16 protein-coding genes are annotated in these 19299 nt (G+C 66.7%); 9 read left to right on the top strand and 7 right to left on the bottom strand.

Annotated elements, in window-relative coordinates; genetic code table 11:
- Positions 1 to 240: 240 nt before the first annotated feature.
- From ACZK33_RS14200 to ACZK33_RS14190, 3 genes are all read right to left on the bottom strand, one after another.
- Positions 241 to 1248, bottom strand: coding sequence for a cyclase family protein (locus ACZK33_RS14200; RefSeq protein WP_065724548.1), 1008 nt, complete (start codon positions 1246 to 1248; stop codon positions 241 to 243).
- 35 nt (positions 1249 to 1283) lie between these two features.
- Positions 1284 to 1934, bottom strand: a complete 651-nt coding sequence (locus tag ACZK33_RS14195; RefSeq protein ID WP_132810350.1) for a DsbA family oxidoreductase — start codon at positions 1932 to 1934, stop codon at positions 1284 to 1286.
- A gap of 92 nt (positions 1935 to 2026) precedes the next feature.
- Positions 2027 to 2977: a LysR family transcriptional regulator gene (locus ACZK33_RS14190; protein WP_180846283.1), complete on the bottom strand. Its 951-nt coding sequence runs from the start codon at positions 2975 to 2977 to the stop codon at positions 2027 to 2029.
- 135 nt (positions 2978 to 3112) lie between these two features.
- On the opposite strand from ACZK33_RS14190, the gene ACZK33_RS14185 reads away from it, so the two are divergent.
- On the top strand, positions 3113 to 4003 hold the full coding sequence (locus ACZK33_RS14185; protein ID WP_423175174.1) for a sterol desaturase family protein: 891 nt from the start codon (positions 3113 to 3115) through the stop codon (positions 4001 to 4003).
- A 9-nt stretch (positions 4004 to 4012) separates the two neighbouring features.
- On the opposite strand, the gene ACZK33_RS14180 is transcribed toward ACZK33_RS14185, so the two are convergent.
- A complete protein-coding gene (locus ACZK33_RS14180) occupies positions 4013 to 4717 on the bottom strand; it encodes an AraC family transcriptional regulator (RefSeq protein ID WP_423175175.1) in 705 nt (234 codons plus the stop codon).
- Positions 4718 to 4996: 279 nt separating this feature from the next.
- Complete coding sequence (locus ACZK33_RS14175) at positions 4997 to 5431, bottom strand: VOC family protein (RefSeq protein ID WP_049422820.1); 435 nt, start codon at positions 5429 to 5431, stop codon at positions 4997 to 4999.
- 337 nt (positions 5432 to 5768) lie between these two features.
- Here ACZK33_RS14175 and ACZK33_RS14170 point away from each other — a divergent pair, with 337 nt between their 5' ends.
- A complete protein-coding gene (locus ACZK33_RS14170; protein WP_423175176.1) occupies positions 5769 to 8564 on the top strand; it encodes a beta-glucosidase family protein in 2796 nt (931 codons plus the stop codon).
- Positions 8565 to 8664: 100 nt separating this feature from the next.
- Here ACZK33_RS14170 and ACZK33_RS14165 read toward each other — a convergent pair whose 3' ends face one another.
- The gene (locus tag ACZK33_RS14165) at positions 8665 to 9561 is read right to left on the bottom strand and encodes a LysR family transcriptional regulator (RefSeq protein WP_423175177.1); all 897 of its coding nucleotides are present in this window, start codon (positions 9559 to 9561) and stop codon (positions 8665 to 8667) included.
- A gap of 105 nt (positions 9562 to 9666) precedes the next feature.
- On the opposite strand from ACZK33_RS14165, the gene ACZK33_RS14160 reads away from it, so the two are divergent.
- From ACZK33_RS14160 to ACZK33_RS14150, 3 genes are all read left to right on the top strand, one after another.
- A complete protein-coding gene (locus ACZK33_RS14160; protein ID WP_197617179.1) occupies positions 9667 to 11025 on the top strand; it encodes an MFS transporter in 1359 nt (452 codons plus the stop codon).
- Positions 11025 to 11411 (top strand): DUF4440 domain-containing protein, encoded by a 387-nt coding sequence (locus ACZK33_RS14155; protein ID WP_423175178.1) that lies wholly within the window; start codon positions 11025 to 11027, stop codon positions 11409 to 11411. The genes ACZK33_RS14160 and ACZK33_RS14155 overlap by 1 nt, the downstream gene beginning before the upstream one ends.
- A 219-nt stretch (positions 11412 to 11630) precedes the next feature.
- On the top strand, positions 11631 to 13541 hold the full coding sequence (locus tag ACZK33_RS14150) for a CocE/NonD family hydrolase (RefSeq protein WP_032129613.1): 1911 nt from the start codon (positions 11631 to 11633) through the stop codon (positions 13539 to 13541).
- Positions 13542 to 13840: 299 nt separating this feature from the next.
- Here the strand turns inward: ACZK33_RS14150 and ACZK33_RS14145 are convergent, their stop codons facing one another.
- On the bottom strand, positions 13841 to 14794 hold the full coding sequence (locus ACZK33_RS14145) for a helix-turn-helix transcriptional regulator (protein ID WP_049398445.1): 954 nt from the start codon (positions 14792 to 14794) through the stop codon (positions 13841 to 13843).
- Positions 14795 to 15240: 446 nt separating this feature from the next.
- On the opposite strand from ACZK33_RS14145, the gene ACZK33_RS14140 reads away from it, so the two are divergent.
- The 4 genes from ACZK33_RS14140 (at position 15241) to lldR (ending at position 19298) form a co-directional block, all read left to right on the top strand.
- A complete protein-coding gene (locus tag ACZK33_RS14140; protein ID WP_049398446.1) occupies positions 15241 to 15999 on the top strand; it encodes an SDR family NAD(P)-dependent oxidoreductase in 759 nt (252 codons plus the stop codon).
- Positions 16000 to 16146: 147 nt separating this feature from the next.
- On the top strand, positions 16147 to 16599 hold the full coding sequence (locus ACZK33_RS14135; RefSeq protein WP_005410036.1) for an MgtC/SapB family protein: 453 nt from the start codon (positions 16147 to 16149) through the stop codon (positions 16597 to 16599).
- Between the two features lie 222 nt (positions 16600 to 16821).
- Entirely contained in the window at positions 16822 to 18480 is a 1659-nt protein-coding gene (lldP, locus tag ACZK33_RS14130) for an L-lactate permease (RefSeq protein ID WP_423175776.1), read from the top strand.
- A 53-nt stretch (positions 18481 to 18533) separates the two neighbouring features.
- Entirely contained in the window at positions 18534 to 19298 is a 765-nt protein-coding gene (lldR, locus tag ACZK33_RS14125) for a transcriptional regulator LldR (protein ID WP_423175775.1), read from the top strand.
- Position 19299: the final 1 nt, after the last annotated feature.

Genomic DNA, 19299 nt, shown 5'->3' with positions numbered 1-19299 from the left:
AACGGCGGGCATGGCGCGAGTATCGACGAGCCGGTATCAGGGGCTGAGACCGGACATGCTACTCGCCTTGTGAGTAGAATTACTAATGAAATCGGAAGGTTGGGTTTCAGGTTGCTGAAGGGCTAAAGCATCCACGCATGGCGTGGATCTACCAGGGTTCTCTCCAGTAGATCCACGCCATGCGTGGATGGGAAAACGGTGCCGACCAGGGTCGGCACCTACAGGCACGGGCACTCCCGGTTACGGGCGCACCGGCAGCGCGACCGGGCGCAGCGGCGCGGCATCGCCGCCGCGGATCTTCAGCGGGCCGCCGATGAAGGCGAACTCATAGACCTTGTCGCGGGCCAGTTCGTCCAGCGCCACCAGCTCGATGATCGGCGCGCCCTGCTGGGCCAGCAGGTAGGTGTGCAGCGGCACGTAGTCGTCGGACACCTCCGAGGGGAAGGTCTCGAAGCTGAGGTTGTCGGCGCCGACAATCATCGCGCCGCTGTCCTCGACCAGGAAGCGCGCGGCGTCCAGGCCCATGCCCGGCGGGTTGGCCATGTAGGCCTTGGGCTGCTCGAACAGGCGCATGCGGCCGGTGCGGATCAGCACGATGTCACCCTGCTGCAGCTTCACCTGCTGGCGTGCCAGCGCATCCTTCAGGTCCTGGCGGGTGACGCGGTAGCTGTCCGGCAGCATGTCCACGCCCTTGGCGCCGGCCACGTCGATCAGCACGCCACGCGCGATCAGCGGCGGGAATTTCTCGATGCCGGTGACGTTCCAGCCACGGTCGCCGAGGTGCTTGTCGGCCTCGAAGCCGTTCCAGATCTTTCCGTGGATGCCGAAGTGGTTCAGCGCATCGATGTGGGTGCCGGTGTGGCTGTACATCGAGAACGCGGTGCCGGTGTAGCTGCGGGTGAGGTTCATGGTTTCACCCACGCCCATCGGATCATCCATCACCGTGCCGCGCGGGGTGTGGGTCATCCAGAACTGGTAGTGCGGGTCGCCGGCATCCTGCCAGCTGGGCATGCCAACGTAGTATTCGGTGGCCAGATCATAGGCCTTGCCGCCGCTCACCCGCGACAGGATCGCCGCACGCGAGGCCTCGGTGATCAGGTTGAGACGGCCGATCTCGTCCTTCGGCCCCCAGGGGCTGGTGCCGACCTGTTGGCCGGAGGGAACGCGTTCGTGCGCGGACACGGTGGTGGAAGCGGCGGTGCCGGCCAGCAGCAGGGCCAGCGCGGTGGCCAGGGTACGTGAGGTCATGGGGAATCTCCTTGCAGGGTGGGGGACGGTGCGGCTCAGGCCGCGACCAGGTGCGCCAGGGCCTGGCGCAGTTGCGGCAGCGGCAGGGTCTGCAGGCGCAGGCCGTTGCCGCCGATCACGGTGGGAATGGAGCGGATGCCGAGGGTCGCGGCTTCGGCACGGTCAGCCTGCACACGCCGGGCTGCTGCGTCGCTGCGCATGTGGTCAGCGAAGGCGCCACGCGGGTGGCCCAGTGCTTCGGCGATATCCAGCAGTACTTCGGCGTCGCCGATGTTGCGGTGCTGGTGCAGGTGCGCCCACTGCACGGCATCGAACATCGCGCCATGGGCGTCGTTGCCACCGAGCATGCCGGCGGCCTGGCAGGCCAGTGCGCCGAGCCAGCCGGACGGATACTCGAAGTCCTGTGCACGCATGCCTTCGATATCGATGCGCGCGGTGTCTTCATGCGCGGCGCAGTCGGTCCAGTGGCGCAGGATGATCGCCTTGGCGCGCTCCATCGAGCCGAACACCTCGATCATCTGCGCGCGCGAGTCCTGCAGCACGAAGCTGCGGTGACGCACCTGGATGCCGAGTTCGGCGGAGACCTGCTGCAGGCGCGGGGCCAGCACGAAGCACCAGCCGCAGACCACGTCGTGGAAGAAATCGACCACCGGCGCGGCGGTGGCGGGGGAAGGAACGGAAGACATCTGCCTGCCATCGGTGAGAGGGGAGGCGGCAGATTAGGCAGCGCGGCGTGGCTGAAACAGCACGCCGCGGGCAGCTCAGTTTTCGCTGGCGGTTACGAATCCAGGCCAGCGCAGCCGGGCAGCTCGGCGTGCAGGAAATCGATGAAGGCACGCACCTTGGGCTGCAGGTGGCGCGAGGTGGGGTAGACCGCATGCACGAAGCGCGGCGGATAGCGGTGGTCGGGCAGCACCTGCTGCAGTTCGCCACGGGCCAGCGCCGGTGCCGCCAGGAACGAGGGCAGGGCGCCGATGCCCATGCCGGCCACCAGCAGGTCGCGCAGCAGCAGGCTGTTGTTGACGGTGACGCGCGCCGGCAGGGTGATCGTTACCTGCCCATCAGGGCCGAGCAGCGGCCAGCTGCCGGGCGAGTCGGACAGGCTGTAGGCCAGCACGCTGTGCGCCTGCAGATCGTCCACCGCCTGCGGTGCCGGATGCTGCCGCAGGTAGGACGGGGCCGCGCACAGCACCTGCTGCAGCGAGGCCAGGCGGCGCGCCACCAGCCGCGAGTCATCCAGCTCGGCACGCAACCGCAGCGACACATCGAAACCTTCGCCCACCGCATCGAGCAGGCGGTCTTCCATCACAAGGTCCAGCGACAGTTGCGGATGCTGCTGCAGGAAGCGTGGCAGCAGCGGCGACAGCGTGCTCAGCGCGAATGATTGTGGTGCATTGACGCGCAGGCGCCCGGCCACGTCGCCGCGCTGTTCGGCGATGCCACGCTCCAATGCATCCAGCTCGTCGAGCAGCCGGCAGCATTCGCGGTAATAGGCGTGGCCGGTCTCAGTCAGGCTCATGCGCCGCGTGGTCCGCTGCAGCAGCACCACGCCCAGGTGCGCTTCCAGGGTGCGCAGCTGCTTGCTCAGCCCGGCCGGTGACATGCCCAGGTCTTCGGCGGCGCGGGCCAGCCCGCCGCGTTCGACGATGCGGCGGAAGGCACGCATCAGGTTGAAGGAATCCATGCCGGTCCCGGGCGCGATGAGGGCGCCATTGTAGATCCACGCCATGCGTGATGCGTGGATGTGGCAAGTGCGGTGCCCACCAAGGTGGGCATCTACCAGGGGCACGGGTTGCGCCGTTTGTTCAAGCCGGCGCCCCATACGCGGCGCCAGCATGCAGGCCCCTTACTTTCCGGATTGCCCATGAAGCACTGGATGCTCCGCCTGTATGCCCCGTTGTTCCTGCTGGGGTTCGTTGCCGCCGCCGTCGCCTGGGTCGGCCACCTCCACGGCGACCCGCTATGGCTGCTGGCCTTGCTGGCGGTTGCCATCGCGGTCTCGTTCGCTGCCGAACGTGCTTGGCCGTATGACCCCGCGTTCAACCACGATCACGGCGACAGCCTGCGTGACACCCTGCATGCGCTGGTCAACGAGAGCCTGAACCTGCTGTCGATCGCGGCGGTACCACTGCTGGCAGCCATCATTCCGTGGCAGCTGTGGCCGCTGCAGTGGCCGTTCGCGCTGCAGGTGCTGCTGGCCATCATCGCCGCCGACCTCGGCATCACCCTGGTGCACTACGCCAGCCATCGCATCGGCTGGCTGTGGCGGCTGCATGCGGTGCACCACAGCGTGACCCGCATGTATGGTTTCAACGGTCTGATGAAACACCCGCTGCACCAGGCGGCCGAAGCGGTGGGCGGCGTGCTGCCGCTGCTGCTGTTGGGCCTGCCGATGCCGGTAGCCGCGGTGTTGGCGTTCGCCATTGCCATCCAGCTGCTGCTGCAGCATTCCAACGTGGACATGCGTCCCGGCGTGCTGGGCCGGGTGATGGCCTGGGCGCCGCTGCACCGCTTCCACCACATGCGTTACGGCACCGCCGGCGATGTCAATTTCGGTTTGTTCCTGACCGTGTGGGATCACCTGCTGGGGACCGCGTTCGATGCGCCGGGCTATCGCCTGGGCCGGCGTGACCTGGGTATCGGCAGCCAGCCGGACTATCCGCGCGATTATTCCGGACAGCTGCTGGCGCCGTTCCGCGAACTGCCGCATGGCGAGGTGCCGGAGCTGCCGGAAGGTCTACGCAGGCGCGGATGATGGGGCGTGTCAGGCCGCGTGCAGCTGCAGGCCCTGCAGCTGCGCGGCACCGATGCCGAACATGCGGCGCAGGCTGCGTGACAGATGGGCCAGGTCAGCGAATCCGGCCGCATGCGCGCTGTCGGTCAGGCTGTGCCCGCGCAGATGATGCATCAGTGCGCTGCGCAGCCGTTGCCACAGCACCCAGCCGCGCAGGGTCACCGCCAGATCGGACTGGAAGCGTCGATGCAGCTGGCTGGTCGACAGATGTGCCGCCTCGGCGATATCGGTGGCTGGCACCGGCCCGGGCAGGTGCTCGGCGATACGGGACAGCGCGGCCTGCACGCGGCGGTCCAGTGGTTGCGGGCGACTCAGCCGTGCCAGCCAGTCGTGCAGCGCCAGCGCGTTGCCCGGCAGCGCGTGCAGGTGCTGCTGGATCTGCCCGGGATCGGCATGCGCGGGTTCGAGGAACACCGTGCAGCCCGCTTCCGGCGCCGACAGGATTGCGTGCGGCTGGAATGACGGCAGCCACAGCCGTTGGCCCTGCTGCCGTACGCCATCGACTTCGACCTGCCAGGGCGCGGCTTCGCTCAGCAACAGTTGATGGGCGTAGTGCGCGTGCGTATCGCTGCCACCGGCGTGGCCCTGCAGCACGGCCACGTGAGCATCCAGCAGCAGCGTGCCATTCCAGGGCAGGGCGGGAGAGGACATGGAGGAATTGTAGATCCACGCCATGCGTGGATGAACCTCCACCGGAATCGAATATCTCGTGTTGATTTGAAAAGCATCCACGCATGGCGTGGATCTACTGGCCACCAGCCAGCTGTCGAAGGCGGGGCACTGTGGGTTTGCGGGGTGTGAGCCGCATGGATGCGGCGACCAAGGCTACATGGACGTACTTGCGCCGTCCCCGCAGACCCACAGTGCCCCGCCATCCCACGGGATGCGGCATTTGATTCTGCTGTAGCGTTGGCCGTTGCCTCTGCGGGTGCCGGGCGCAGCCCGGCCGTCACCTCACCGCCCCTGCGGATCCGGCCGGTGATGTACGTACTCGACCACGGTGCCATCGGGATGCACCGCATTGAACGCCGCCCCGGTCGGTACCACCTGCAGCGGGAAGATGATTTCAGCGCCAGCCGCCACCAGCTTGTCGTGATAGGGCCGAACGTCATCGACCAGCAGCGTCCCCGTGGTCGAAGTGAACGGCGCCAGCGCCGCCTTGCTGCCCTCGATCAACAGGAACGCACCGACCATCGCCAGACGCAGGCCGGCCTCCGGAAACGGGAACCCGGCATCGGCCACCACGCCCTGCAACTGCTCGTAGAACGCCACGCTGCGCTCCAGCTCACCGGGGGCCACGAACACCCGGATCAGCACGCGCGGCGCGCGCTGGCTGGAGGTATCACAGCGGTCGCGCCAGAGATGATCGAAGTCGCGGTGTACGGTCATGGGCTCGATTCGTGGCCAGGGATCTCCATTATCAGCAGCCTCGCGCGGCGCGCTGATGACCGCCGGTGATGGCCTGATAACCAGTGGCTGGGGTCGGCCTGTGACTTAGGTCCTGTTGACAGGTGTGAACGCCCTCGCACAATCTTCACATGATTGGGTCGCCCTGCGCGGCCCGGACAGGCAGGTTGTCACGCCGGGAGGAGGGTCCCAGGCGCAGACCGGCCCGTCCTTCGGCCTGCGGGACGTTGCCTGGCAACCCCTGCGCGGCATGAACGCTGCACCCTTCGGCGGCACTTTCCCTGGACCGATTGCCTTGGCAACGGAATTACGCCTGCCGATGAAAACGTTTACAAAGCCGCTTGCACTGTCCCTGGCGCTGTCAGCCGCACTGGCCGCCCCGGCCTGGGCCGACCCCGCCGCGTTCACTGTGCTGACCCTGGAACAGGCCCCGACCGCCGAGGCCATGCCGGCCCTGGCCGCCCAGCTGAAGACCCTGCAGGTGGACGCGGTGAGCGTGCGCCAGGTGCAGCGCGGCATCGGCCAGGTTGATCCGCTGCAGGTGCTGGCCGATGGGCTGGGCTACGCGTACCGCTTCATTGCGGCGGGCAAGGACGATGGCCAGACCCAGCGTGGCCAGGCCGTGCTGACCCGGCTGCCGATTGCCGCTGAGTCCGGCCCGGACCAGCCGGGCCTGAACTACCTGCGCCTGGACGATGGTCGCCACACCGTGGCGGTCTACACCGATGCTGGTGCAGGTGCCGCGCAGCTGCCGGCGCTGGTCACGCGCTCGCGGCTGGGCGCACCGGCGGTGCTGCTTGGCGCGGTGGCCGGTGAATCGGCCAAGGCCGCAGGCTTTGATCCGGCGCGTGTGGCGCTGGAAGCGGATGCCAGCTATTTCAGCGACGGCTTCCAGGCCGCCAGCAGTGCACCGTTCAAGGTGGAAGGCAGCGCCCTGCGTGCCACGCTGCTGACCCTGGCCTATGCCGCCGATAAACATGGCGACAGGCCATGGATGGACACCACCCTCAACGCCGATGCGCGCGCTGCGCTGCTGCTGAAGGCGATGACCGAGGATGAGAAGTTCCAGATGCTGCACAGCTACTTCGGGCTGGGCAAGGATGGTGGCCCGCTGCCGGAAGGCGCGGTCGGGTCGGCCGGTTTCGTGCCGGGCGTGGCGCGGCTGGGCATTCCGTCGCAGCAGTCGGCCGATGCCGGCGTTGGCGTGACCAATCCAGGCGGCATCCGCCCGGGCGATTTCGCCACGGCGATGCCGTCGGGCCCGTCCACCGCCTCCAGCTGGAACCGTGCGGTCGCCTTCGCTGGTGGCGCAACGATGGGCCGCGAGGCGTGGCAGCAGCGTTTCAACATCCTGCTGTCGGGCAGCGTCAACCTGCAGCGCGACCCGCGCAACGGCCGCAATTTCGAGTACGCCGGCGAAGACCCGCTGCTGGCCGGTTCGATGGTCGGCGCGCTGATCCAGGGCGTGCAGAGCCAGCACGTGATCTCCTCGATGAAGCACTTCGCGCTGAACGACATGGAGACCCGCCGCAACTTCCACGACGTGCGCATCGGCGAACAGGCCATGCACGAGTCCGACCTGCTGGCCTTCGAGATCGCGCTGGACGCCGGCCGCCCGGGCGTGGCGATGTGCTCGTACAACAAGATCAACGGTACCTACGGCTGCGAGAACGGCTACCTGATGAACCAGGTGCTGAAGCAGGAATGGAAGTTCCCCGGTTTCGTGATGTCCGACTGGGGCGGCGTGCACAGCGGTTCCAAGGCAGCGCTGGCCGGCCTGGACCAGCAGTCTGCCGGTGAAGTATTCGATGCGGCGGTGTTTTTTGATGAGCCGCTGCGCCTGGCCGTGCATGGCGGCGTGGTGCCGCAGGCGCGCCTGAACGACATGGTGGCGCGCATCCTGCGCACGATGTTCCTGCACGGCAACTTCGACAACCCGCCGCAGCACCAGAAGGTCGATGCCGAGGCTGGCTTCGCCGTCGCCCAGCGCACGGTGGAAGAAGGCAGCGTGCTGCTGCGCAATGAAGGCAACCTGCTGCCGCTGGCCGACAGCGTGAAGCGCATCGTCATCATCGGTGGCCACGCCGACAAGGGCGTGATCGGTGGCGGTGGTTCGTCGATGGTGGGCGTGACCGCCAAGGGCACCAACGCGGTGCCGGGCGTGCTGCCGACCACCTGGCCGGGCCCGGTGATCTTCCACCCGTCCTCGCCGCTGGAGTCGCTGCGTGCGGCGCGTCCGGATGCGACCATCGAGTATGTGGACGGCAGCAATGCCGCCGCTGCCGCCAAGGCCGCCGCGCAGGCCGATGTTGCCATCGTGTTCGCCACCCAGTGGGCCGCCGAATCGGTGGACCTGCCGGACATGCAGCTGCCGGACAATCAGGACGCACTGATTTCGGCGGTGGCCAAGGCCAACCCGAAGACCGTGCTGGTGCTGGAAACCAACGGCCCGGTGCGCACGCCGTGGCTGGCGCAGGTGCCGGCGATGCTGCAGGCCTGGTACCCGGGTATCCGCGGTGGCGAAGGCATTGCCGCACTGCTGACCGGCCAGGTCAATCCGTCCGGGCGCCTGCCGGTGACCTGGGTGGTGGACGAATCGCAGCTGCCGCGCCCGCACATCGACGGCCTCGGCTTCAAGCCGGCCAAGCCGTTCGGTGATGTGTTCGATTTCGATATCGAAGGCGCCAACGTCGGCTACAAGTGGATGGCGGCCAAGGGCCTGACCCCGACCTTCGCCTTCGGCCACGGCCTGTCCTACACCTCGTTCGCTTACGAGAATCTGAAGGTGAGCGTGGAAGGATCGCGCCTGGTCGCCAGCGTCGACATCCGCAACACCGGCAAGCGCGCCGGTGCCGATGTGGCCCAGCTGTACCTGAAGCTTCCGGCTGGCAGCACCACGCCGATCCGCCTGATCGGCTACGACAAGGTGACCCTGCAGCCGGGCGAACAGCGCCGCATCCGCATCGAAGCCGAGCCGAAGACCCTGGCTCACTACGATGCGCAGGCCCGCCAGTGGAAGATCGATGGCGGCACCTACCAGGTGCAGCTGTCGCGCAACGCTGCCGAGCCGCTGCAGACGGTGGATGTGCAGCTGGTGGAGCAGGTGCTGCGCTGATGCCTGAAGGCATGGCCCCGCAAGGGGCCATGCAAAAAAGGGACGGAGGGGGATTAAGTCGTTTATGCATAAACGACTTAATCCCCTCCGTCCCCTTTTTTCAGGTGACAAACCACCCGCGCAGGAAATCAATCAGCTGCCGCACCTTCGGTGAGGGCTGCGTGCTGTGCGGGTAGACCGCGTACACGCTCTGCTGCGGGAACCGGTGCTGGCGCAGCACCGGGCGCAGCCGGTCTTGGGCCAGGTCGTCATCGATCAGCCAGCGTGGCAGCACGGTGACCCCGGCGCCGGCCACGGCGAAGGCGCGCAGGCTGCTGGCACCATCCACGCGCACCACTGCGTTGCCCGGGTTGGTGGCAAACAAGGCGTCGCTGCCATCAGCCGCGACGACCGGCACATCGGCCAGGCGCGGATAGCCCAGGCGGGGCAGGGTGCCGAGCTGTGCCGGGTCATCGACAGCCTCGGCAGAGGGCAGGCGTGCCAGCAGGGACGGAGCCGCCACCGCGCACAGTGGATGGCGTTCCAGCTCGCTGGCGTGCAGGCCCGAATCGGGCAGGCGGCCGAGGCGGATGGCCAGGTCGAAGCGTTCGGGAATCAGGTCGGCCGGCGCGGGTGACGTCGACAGGTGCAGCTGCAGAGCCGGATGCCGCGCACGGAAGGCTTCCAGTGCGGGAATCAGGCGCAGCTGGGCGTACTCCGGGGTGGTGGTCAGGCGCAGCACGCCCTGCAGCTGGTGCTGGTCGCGGCGGGCAGCATCGATCGCCGCCTGCGCGGCGTCCAGCGCCTGCACGCAGTGCTGCAGGAACTGTTCGCCGGCCTCGGTCAGGGCCAGGTGGCGGGTACTGCGCAGCAGCAGGGTCACGCCCAGCTCCTGCTCCAGCCGCTTCAGGTTGAAGCTGACCACCGCACGGCTCAGGCCCAGGCGATCGGCGGCAGCGGTCAGGCTGCCGGCCTCGACCACTGCACGGAAGATATCGAAGCGATCGAGGCTGACCATGGCAATTCATTGTCAAAGAAGATTTGACAGTGTTGCAGTTGCTGTCGTGTTTTTCCAACAAGGCCCGCACGGCATGCTGGCCGCTTCCCTGCTGGAGCGTCGCCGATGCCGTCCCCCCGCCTGCGCCATGAGGCCATCTTCCTGCTGGTGTTCGCTCTGGATCTGGTCAACATGTTCATCGCCACGGTGGCCTATCCGGCGCTGGCGGCGGAACTGCATGCCGACGTCGGTACCCTGGCCTGGGTCGGCACCGCCTACATGCTGGGCCTGAGCGTGGTGATTCCGCTGGCGCCCTGGCTGGCCGCACGCTGCGGTGAGCGTCGCCTGCTGCTGGTGGCGTTGCTGCTGTTCGCCGCCTCCGCAGTGTTGGCCGGGGCTGCACCGGGTATTGGCTGGCTGTTGGGCTGGCGCCTGCTGCAGGGCCTGGCTGGTGGCCTGCTGATTCCGGTGGCACAAGCGGCAGCGTACCGACAGTGCACGCCTGACCAGCGTGGCGCGCTGACCCGCCGCATCCTGCTGGTGGCGCTGCTGGTGCCGGCACTGGCGCCTGCGCTCGGTGGGCTGCTGGTGCAGTGGTTGTCCTGGCGCGGTGTGCTCTGGGCCAGCCTGCCGCTGGCCGTGGTGGCGATTGGACTGGTGCTGGCGTGGATGCCGGCCGATGGCGCGCGTAGTGCGCCACGCCTGCAGGCCTATGCGCTGTCCACCGCGATGGCGGCGCTGGGCGCGCTGCTGCTGGCGTTGACTTGGCTGGGCGAGCCCGGACATCGGACCGCCGGTGCCGTACTGCTGTTGATCGCAATGCTGTTGGCGGCGGCTCACCTGCGGCATGCACGGCAGCAGGCGCAGCCACTGCTGCGCTGGTCGCTGCTGTCCCATCGCGGGCTGCGTCTGGCGATGCTGATCTATCTGGCCGTACCCGGTGTGTTCATCGGCAGCCAGCTGGTCAGTACCCTGCAGTTGCACCAGGCCGGCTATAGTGCCGCGCACATCGGCGCGCTGATGCTGCCGTGGGCGCTGGCCTCGGCCATTGCGATCACGGCCAGCAAGCGCCTGCTGGCTCGCTTCGGACCAGCCACGGTACTGCGTACGGGCATGCTTCTGCAGGCCAGCGGCCTGCTGTTGATGGCGCTGCTGCCACACCCGGTCTTTGCCATTGCAGCATGGCTGTTTGCCTTGATGGGCGCCGGCGGCAGCCTGTGCAGCAGCACGGCGCAGACGCTGGCCTTCCATGGGGTCGAGGGCGAAGCATTGGGCGATGCCAGTGCGCTCTGGAACCTCAATCGCCAGCTCAGCTTCTGCTTGGGCACCGCGGCCATCGCGCTGCTGCTGGCCTTGGCCATGCAGTGGCTGCCGGCCCGCGCCACCGGCGTGGCGCTGGGTCTGGCCGCTCTACTTACCCTGCTGCCGATGGCGTTGCTGCGCCGGCCGCAGTTGCTCACCCTTTCGCAACCGGAGAACACCTGATGGATACCACCGCAGAACACGAAGTCCACCACCTGCACGACAAGCTGCAGGCCTGGTTCCGCGCCGACGCCGGCACCGACGCGCTGGAGGACCTGATGGCGCATTTCTGCGCGGACTTCAGCATGGTCGGTATCGCTGGACAAAGGCTGGATCGGAATGCCTTGCAGGCACTGTTCGCGGGTGGCCATGGCGCGCGTCCAGGGCTGCAGATTTCCATCGACGCCGTGCAGGCGGTGGAGGCGCCATCACCGCTGGCGGTGCTGCGCTATCGCGAAGGGCATGCGATCGATGGCGGCGAGCCCGTATGGCGGGAATCGCTGGCGGTGCTGCGGCGGGAAGAGGGGCGTTGGCGCTGGCTGGCGCTGCATGAGGTAACGGCAGCCTGATCGGTAGTGCCGGCCGCTGGCCGGCAACCGCGTACCGTGCCCGAGGTGGATGAAGTTGCCGGCCAGCGGCCGGCACTACCGGTTGCCGACGAACGCAGCAGCTGGTCGCACATGTGCCATCAGTCCTGCCTGCATCCACCGCAGAATGCAAAGCACGCACACACTTCACGGCACGAGGCAGGAGTAGGCTTGAGGCTTTCCTGCCGGGAGGGGTTGTCCATGCGTGTGCGTGCCGTCGCTGTAGCCATTGCCCTTTGCCTGTCCAGCACCGTGCTGGCCGCCGAAACCCCGCCGATGACCCCGGACATCAGCGGCAAGCCCTTCGTTGCCCCTGATGTCGGTCGTGACTACGACAAGCGCGTGGTGATGGTGCCGATGCGCGATGGCACCAAGCTGTATACGGTGATCGTGGTGCCCAAGGGCGCGCGCAATGCCCCGATCCTGCTCACCCGCACGCCTTACGATGCTGCCGGCCGCGCCAGCCGCAGTGATTCGCCGCGCATGCGCGACCTGCTGCCGCAGGGCGACGAGGTATTTGTCGATGGCGGTTACATCCGCGTATTCCAGGACATCCGCGGCAAGTATGGCTCCGAGGGCGATTACGTGATGACCCGGCCGCTGCGCGGACCGTTGAACAACACCAAGGTGGACCACTCTACCGACGCCTGGGACACCATCGACTGGCTGGTGAAGAACGTGCCGGAGAGCAACGGCAAGGTCGGTATGCTCGGCTCGTCGTACGAGGGCTTCACCGTGGTGATGGCGCTGACCGATCCGCACCCGGCGCTGAAGGTGGCCGCGCCGCAGAGCCCGATGGTGGATGGCTGGATGGGCGACGACTGGCTCAACTACGGCGCGTTCCGCCAGGTCAATTTCAACTACTTCGCGATGCAGACCGAGAAGCGCGGCAAGGGCACGCCGCTGCCCAGCCTCGGCTACGATGACTACAGCACCTTCCTGCGTATCGGTTCGGCCGGCGACTACGCGCGTTTCACCGGCGTGGACCAGCTGACCTGGTGGAAGAAACTGGTGGAGCACCCGGCCTATGACGGCTTCTGGCAGGGCCAGGCGCTGGACGCGGTGATGGCGAAAACACCGTTGAAGGTGCCGACCATGTGGCTGCAGGGCCTGTGGGATCAGGAGGACATGTGGGGTGCCAACCACGCCTACCAGGCAATGGAAGGGCGCGACAGCGGCAACAACCGCAACTACCTGGTGATGGGGCCGTGGCGGCACAGCCAGGTGAACTACAGTGGCAGCGAGCTGGGCGCGCTGAAGTTCGATGGTGATACCGCGCTGCAGTTCCGCCGTGATGTGCTCAAGCCGTTCTTTGACCAGTACCTGGTGGACGGTGCGCCGAAGGCGGATACGCCGCCGGTGCTGATCTACAACACCGGCGAGAACCACTGGGATCGCCTGAAGGGCTGGCCACGCAGCTGCGACAAGGGTTGTGCTGCCAGCAGCAAGCCGCTGTACCTGCGTGCTGGCGGCAAGCTGGCGTTCCAGGCACCGGCGGCGGGCGAGGGCGACTTCGAGGAATACGTGTCCGACCCGGCCAAGCCGGTGCCGTTCGTGCCGCGCCCGGTCCGTTTCGGTGACCGCGACATGTGGACCACCTGGCTGGTCAAGGATCAGCGTTTCGTTGATGGTCGCCCGGACGTGCTGACCTTCATCACCGAACCTCTGACCGCGCCGCTGCGCATCGGCGGCGCACCGGTGGTGCACCTGCAGGCGTCGACCAGTGGCACCGACAGCGACTGGGTGGTGAAGCTGATCGACGTGTATCCGGACCAGGAAGCGTCGACGCCGGAGATGGGCGGCTACGAGCTGCCGGTGTCGCTGGCGATCTTCCGTGGCCGCTATCGCGAGAGCTTCAGCGATCCGAAGCCGCTGGCCGCCAACGAGGTGCTGCCGTACCGCTTCGACCTGCCCAACGCCAACCACACCTTCCAGAAGGGGCACCGGGTGATGGTGCAGGTGCAGTCCAGTCTGTTCCCGCTGTATGACCGCAACCCGCAGACCTACGTGCCGAACGTCTACCTGGCCAAGCCCGGCGATTACCAGAAGGCCACGCAGCGGGTCTGGCACAGCGCGGCGCAGGCCAGTTACATCGATCTGCCGGTGTATTGAGGTTGATGAGGTGCGCCGGGTGCGCGATACCCGGCGGTGCGCGATCGTGCCGGCCGCTGGCCGGCATCCGTGATGGTGTGAGAGCGTGTCGACCAAGGTCGACACCTACCAGAGCGGAGCCATTGCAGGTCGATTAGGCGGCTGCGGTCGTGCCGGCCGCTGGCCGGCATCCGTGATGGTGTGAAAGCGTGTCGACCAAGGTCGACACCTACCAGAGCGAAGCCATTGCAGGTCGATTCAGGCGGCCGCGGTAGTGCCGGCCGCTGGCCGGCATCCGCGATGGCGTGAAGCAGAAGCTGCTATCCGACCTTTGAGGGTCCGGTGCGCCAGCGGCTGGGTACCAGGCCGAAACGCTTGCGGAACGCAGCCGCGAAGTTGCTGGGGTGACGGTAGCCACTGGCGGCCGCAGCCTGCTCGACAGTCCAGCCGTCTTCGCGCAGGCCCTGCTCGGCGTGGCGCATGCGTTGTTCGTGCAGGTAGTCGAACACCGAGCAGCCGTACTGCTGGGCGAAATGACGGCGCAGCGAACTTGGGCTCATGCAGGCCAGCTGGGCCAGTTCGATCAGACTATGCGCGTGGCTGGGATCGTCATGCAGGTAGGCACGCACGCGCTCCAGGCGCTCGCGCTGGCCAGCCCGCAGCGTTCGCACATGATCGGTCTGCAGATCCTCGGCCTTCAGCCCAACGGCCAGCAGCTGCAGTGCGACGCCTTCGCGCCACAACGCGTCGATGCCGTCCTCCCATGGGCTTTCGAACAGCTGGCCCAGCACCGGCAGCAGGGTATGCGGAATGGCCCAGTGGCGGCATTCCAGGTGGGTGTTGAGCGCGGTCTCCAACTGTGGCAGCTGGAACAGGTCCGGATCGATCTGGCCGGGCACCATCACGCTGACGCCGCGCATGCGCGTTTCGCCAGGATGCGCACCCGTCATCTCAACCTGTTCGCGGTGGTGCGCGGTCATCGCCGTACCAGCACGCAGGGTGAAACCACCACGTCGCGGAATGCGCACATCAACCTGGCCCTGCAGCATCACGCGGATGGCCAGGCCGGGACTCTGCTGGGCGGTGGCGACATAAGGGAAGCGATTATGGACGTCGGAGGCGATCAGGCTCATGCCGCCGCGCAGGAACTGCTCGTTGACCTCGCCATGGCCGGCCCACTGGTCGTCACGCAGGTGTTCCGGATCGGCGCGGTAATCGAAGCCATGGCGGTGGCCGAAGCGGCGGTAATCAGCAAAAGTGAAATATCGGGACATCGCTCGGCACGTGCTTTGGAGGTGGACGCTGGCATTACCTCGCCCACGCGTTCTGCAATGCAGATGCAGATCCCGTCGTTACCCGTGCAGACATGCTGGGAAGCAGGGGCGTGGGCACTCTGGATAGTGGGGGAACACCAGGTTGAATGGAATGTGTCGAAGAAACTGGAAACGTTTCCCATTGTCGCCTTGATTCGCGCGCTTTTGATTTCAATATGGTCAAAACGATTGACGATTACGGCCAAAGTGAAAATGCCGCCGAACATACGCCAGCGTTTTGCATGCATATCCGTACGCAATTCCATACATCAACTTGAGTTGAGGTTTCATGGCTGGAACGATCACCCGTAGACGCGATGTCGGCCGGGCCATCACGAGCGGGCGCGTAGGGTGGGGCGGTTGGCCATTGCAGGTCACATCGATACCCCCACTGATGGAGAACGCAGATGATTGACTACCAGCTCACCGGCAAGACCGCGATCGTGACCGGCGGCGTGTCCGGTATCGGCCTGGCCGTGGCGCAGACGCTGGCCGCATCCGGTGCCCGTATTTCGGTCTGGGACCTGAAGCAGGATGCAGTCGATGCCACCGTGACGCAGCTGCGCAGTGCCGGTGCACAGGCCATCGGCATTGCGCTGGACGTTACAGACGACGCGGCCGTGGAGGCGGCGGTGCAGCGCACGATCAAGGAACTCGACGGCCTGCATGTGGCAGTCAACAACGCCGGTATCGGCGGGCCGGCCGCAAGCAGCGGTGACTATCCGATCGATGGCTGGCAGCGGGTAATCGACGTCAACCTCACCAGTGTGTTCCTGTGCCAGCGTGCGCAGATCCAGGCGATGCGCACGGCCGGAACCGGTGGCAGCATCATCAACATGGCCTCGATCCTAGGCCAGGTGGGCTATGCCGGTTCCACCGCGTACGTGGCGGCCAAGCACGGCGTGGTCGGGCTGACCCAGACCGCCGCCTGGGAGCATGCGGCCGACGGCATCCGTGTCAACGCGGTCGGCCCGGGCTTCATCAGCACGCCGCTGCTGGAGAAGATGGACCCGAAGGTGCGCGCCACGCTGGAAGGCCGCCACGCGTTGAAGCGGCTGGGCACGGCCGAGGAAGTGGCGGCGCTGGTTGCCTGGCTGGCCAGCGACGACGCCTCGTTCGCGACCGGCACATACTATGCGATCGATGGTGGTTATCTGGCGCAATGATCGAGTGCGTGAAGGTTACGCATGGCGATGGCCAGTAGATCCAGGCCACGCGTGGACGAACGCATGCGGTGAAGAGGGCGTGCCATCGTCTTCACCGCCATCCCACGGCTGCCGAGCAACGCTCCGGGAAACGCCCGGAGCCTGCCCATGGAACTCACCCAGGATGTCTCGATCCTGCTGCGCGTGGCCGCAGCAATGCTGTTCGGCGGCGTGCTCGGTGTCGAGCGCGAGATGGGCAAGCACGCTGCGGGCCTGCGCACCCACATGCTGATTGCCGGCGCTGCTGCGCTGATTGTTGGACTCGGCGATTCAGTGGCAGAGCATTTCCAGCAGGAGCGTTACCGCGACCTGCTGCAGGTCGACCCGGTGCGCCTGATCGAAGCCGTGGTCGCCTGCGTCGGCTTCGTTGCCGCCGGCACCATTCTGCGTGGGTCACGCGAGGATCAGGTCAGCGGCCTGACCACGGCCAGCTCGCTGATCATGGCGGCGGCCATCGGCATCGCCGTGGGCATAGGAAAGTACGTGATTGCCATCGGGGTGAGCGTGCTGTGCGTGCTGGTGCTGGCGGTGATGCGGCGGTTGGAGAAGCGGATTTCGTAGGGAATCTCGAGTTGCCGGCAAGCGGCCGGCACTATCACGGGAGCTAAATGGTCGGACCAATATGGCATCTAGCCCTATGGTCTAATAGGCGCTTCGTCGGAGCGGCGGTTAAATCCGCTGCAAGTGGTCTGATCGAAATCATTATTGGTAATACCAAGAATCGACGACCACGGCGACCCACCGCCTGCGGTGGAGCACATCCCGCCCCAGTCGAGAGCCCTCATGCAGCCCTGGCAACACCTGTACGACCCCGCCGGCAACCTGTGGTTGTCCAGCCTGATCGCGCTGTTGCCGATCGCGTTCTTCTTCGTCGCCCTGGCCGTGCTGCGCATGAAGGGCTGGCTGGCCGGCACGATCACCGTGGCCATCGCGCTCGGCGTCGCCCTGCTGTTCTACCGCATGCCGCTGAGCCAGGCGCTGGGCGCGGCCGGTTTCGGCTTCGTCTACGGCCTGTGGCCGATCGCCTGGATCATCATCGGCGCGGTGTTTCTCTACAAGGTTTCGGTCAAGACCGGGCAGTTCGACATCATCCGCGCCTCGATCCTGTCGGTCACCGAGGACCAGCGCCTGCAGATGCTGATGGTTGGCTTCGCCTTCGGTGCCTTCCTGGAGGGTGCAGCCGGTTTTGGTGCACCGGTGGCGATCACCGCGGCACTGCTGGTCGGGTTGGGCTTCAAACCGCTGTATGCCGCCGGCCTGTGCCTGATCGTCAACACCGCGCCGGTGGCGTTCGGTGCAATGGGCATTCCGATCATCGTGGCCGGGCAGGTCACCGGCCTGGATGCATTCGAGATCGGCCAGATGGCTGGGCGCCAGCTGCCGTTCCTTACGATCATCGTGCTGTTCTGGATCATGGCGATCATGGATGGCTGGCGCGGCATCAAGGAAACCTGGCCGGCAGTGCTGGTGGCCGGTGGTTCGTTCGCCATCGCGCAGTACCTGACCTCCAACTTCATCGGCCCGGAGCTGCCGGACATCACCGCGTCGCTGGCCTCGCTGGTCTGCCTGACGCTGTTCCTGCGCCGCTGGAAGCCGGTGCGGATCTTCCGTTTCGATACCGAAACCAGCGCCGAGGCGGCCGCACAGGCGCTGGAGGCGCCGCGCTACAGCGTCGGCCAGATCGCCAAGGCATGGTCGCCGTTCCTGATCCTCACCGCGATGGTCACGCTGTGGAGCATCAAACCGTTCAAGTCGCTGTTCGCGGCGGACGGCCCGCTGGAAAGCTGGGTGCTGAAGATCCCGGTGCCGGGCCTGGACCAGATGGTGCAGAAGATGCCGCCGATCGTGGATGCACCGCTCAGCTACGAGGCGATCTACAAGTTCGATTGGTTCTCGGCCACCGGCACCTCGATCATCCTCGCCGCGGTGATCGCCATCATCGCGCTGCGCATGCCGGCCCGTTCGGCGCTGCAGGCCTTCGGTGAGACCGTGCGTGAGCTGCGCATGCCGATCTACTCGATCGGCATGGTGCTGGCCTTCGCCTTCATCGCCAATTACTCGGGCCTTTCGGCCACACTTGCCCTGGCACTGGCGCACACCGGTGATGCGTTCCCGTTCTTCTCGCCGTTCCTGGGCTGGTTGGGCGTGTTCCTGACCGGCTCGGATACTTCATCCAACGCCTTGTTCTCGGCACTGCAGGCGACCACCGCGCAGCAGATCGGCGTGTCCGACGTGCTGCTGGTGGCGGCCAACACCACCGGTGGCGTTACCGGCAAGATGATCTCGCCGCAGTCGATCGCCATTGCCTGCGCGGCGGTCGGCCTGGCCGGCAAGGAATCGGACCTGTTCCGTTTCACGGTCAAGCACAGCCTGATCTTCACCACGATGGTCGGCCTGATCACCCTGGCCCAGGCCTACTGGCTGACCTGGATGATTCCCTGAGCCATGCACGGTCAGCCGACCACCCGCTGCGCGCTTCGGGCCACAATGACGCCATGAGCATGCAACGTATTTCGGACAAGGTGGCCGCGCAGCTGCGCGGCCTGGTGCAGGAACATCGGCTGCAGCCGGGTGACCGGCTGCCGGCCGAACGCACCCTGGCGGTACAGCTGGGGGTCTCGCGAACGGCGTTGCGCGAGGCCATCGCGCAGTTGGCCAGCCAGGGCCTGCTGACCGCACGGGTCGGTGGCGGCACCTACGTGGCCGAACCCGCGGCACGCGCGCGGCAGGCGCTGGATGAACCGCTGGCGCCGTACCTGCCGCTGTTCCAGGGCGACCCGGAATACCGCTTCGACGTGCTGGAGATCCGCCACGCGCTGGAAGGTGCCACCGCCTGGCATGCAGCGTTGCGCGCCACCGATGAGGATCGTACGCGCATCGCGCAGGCGTTCCAGACCATGATGGACGCGCACGGCAAGGATGACCCCACCGGCGAAGCGGAGGCCGACGCGGCCTTCCACCTGTCCATCGCGGAGGCCTCGCACAACCTCGTGCTGCTGCAGGTGATGCGCGGGCTGTTCGAACTGCTGCAGACCAACATCTCGCAGAGCCGCGAAAAGCTCTACACCTCGGCGAGGACCTTCTCGCCGTTGTCCGACCAGCACCGCGAGATGATGGACGCGGTGCTGGCCGGCGACCCCGAACGCGCGCGCGCCGCCGCGCATGCCCACCTCGAGTTCGTGCACACCACGCTGCGCACCCTCGATGACAACGAAGCCCGGCGTGCGCGGGCCTCGCGTCTACCTTCCCCACACGGTTGAC

It is taken from the genome of Stenotrophomonas sp. 86156_Sma, from assembly GCF_056481625.1.
This window is presented reverse-complemented; position numbering and strand designations above follow the sequence as displayed.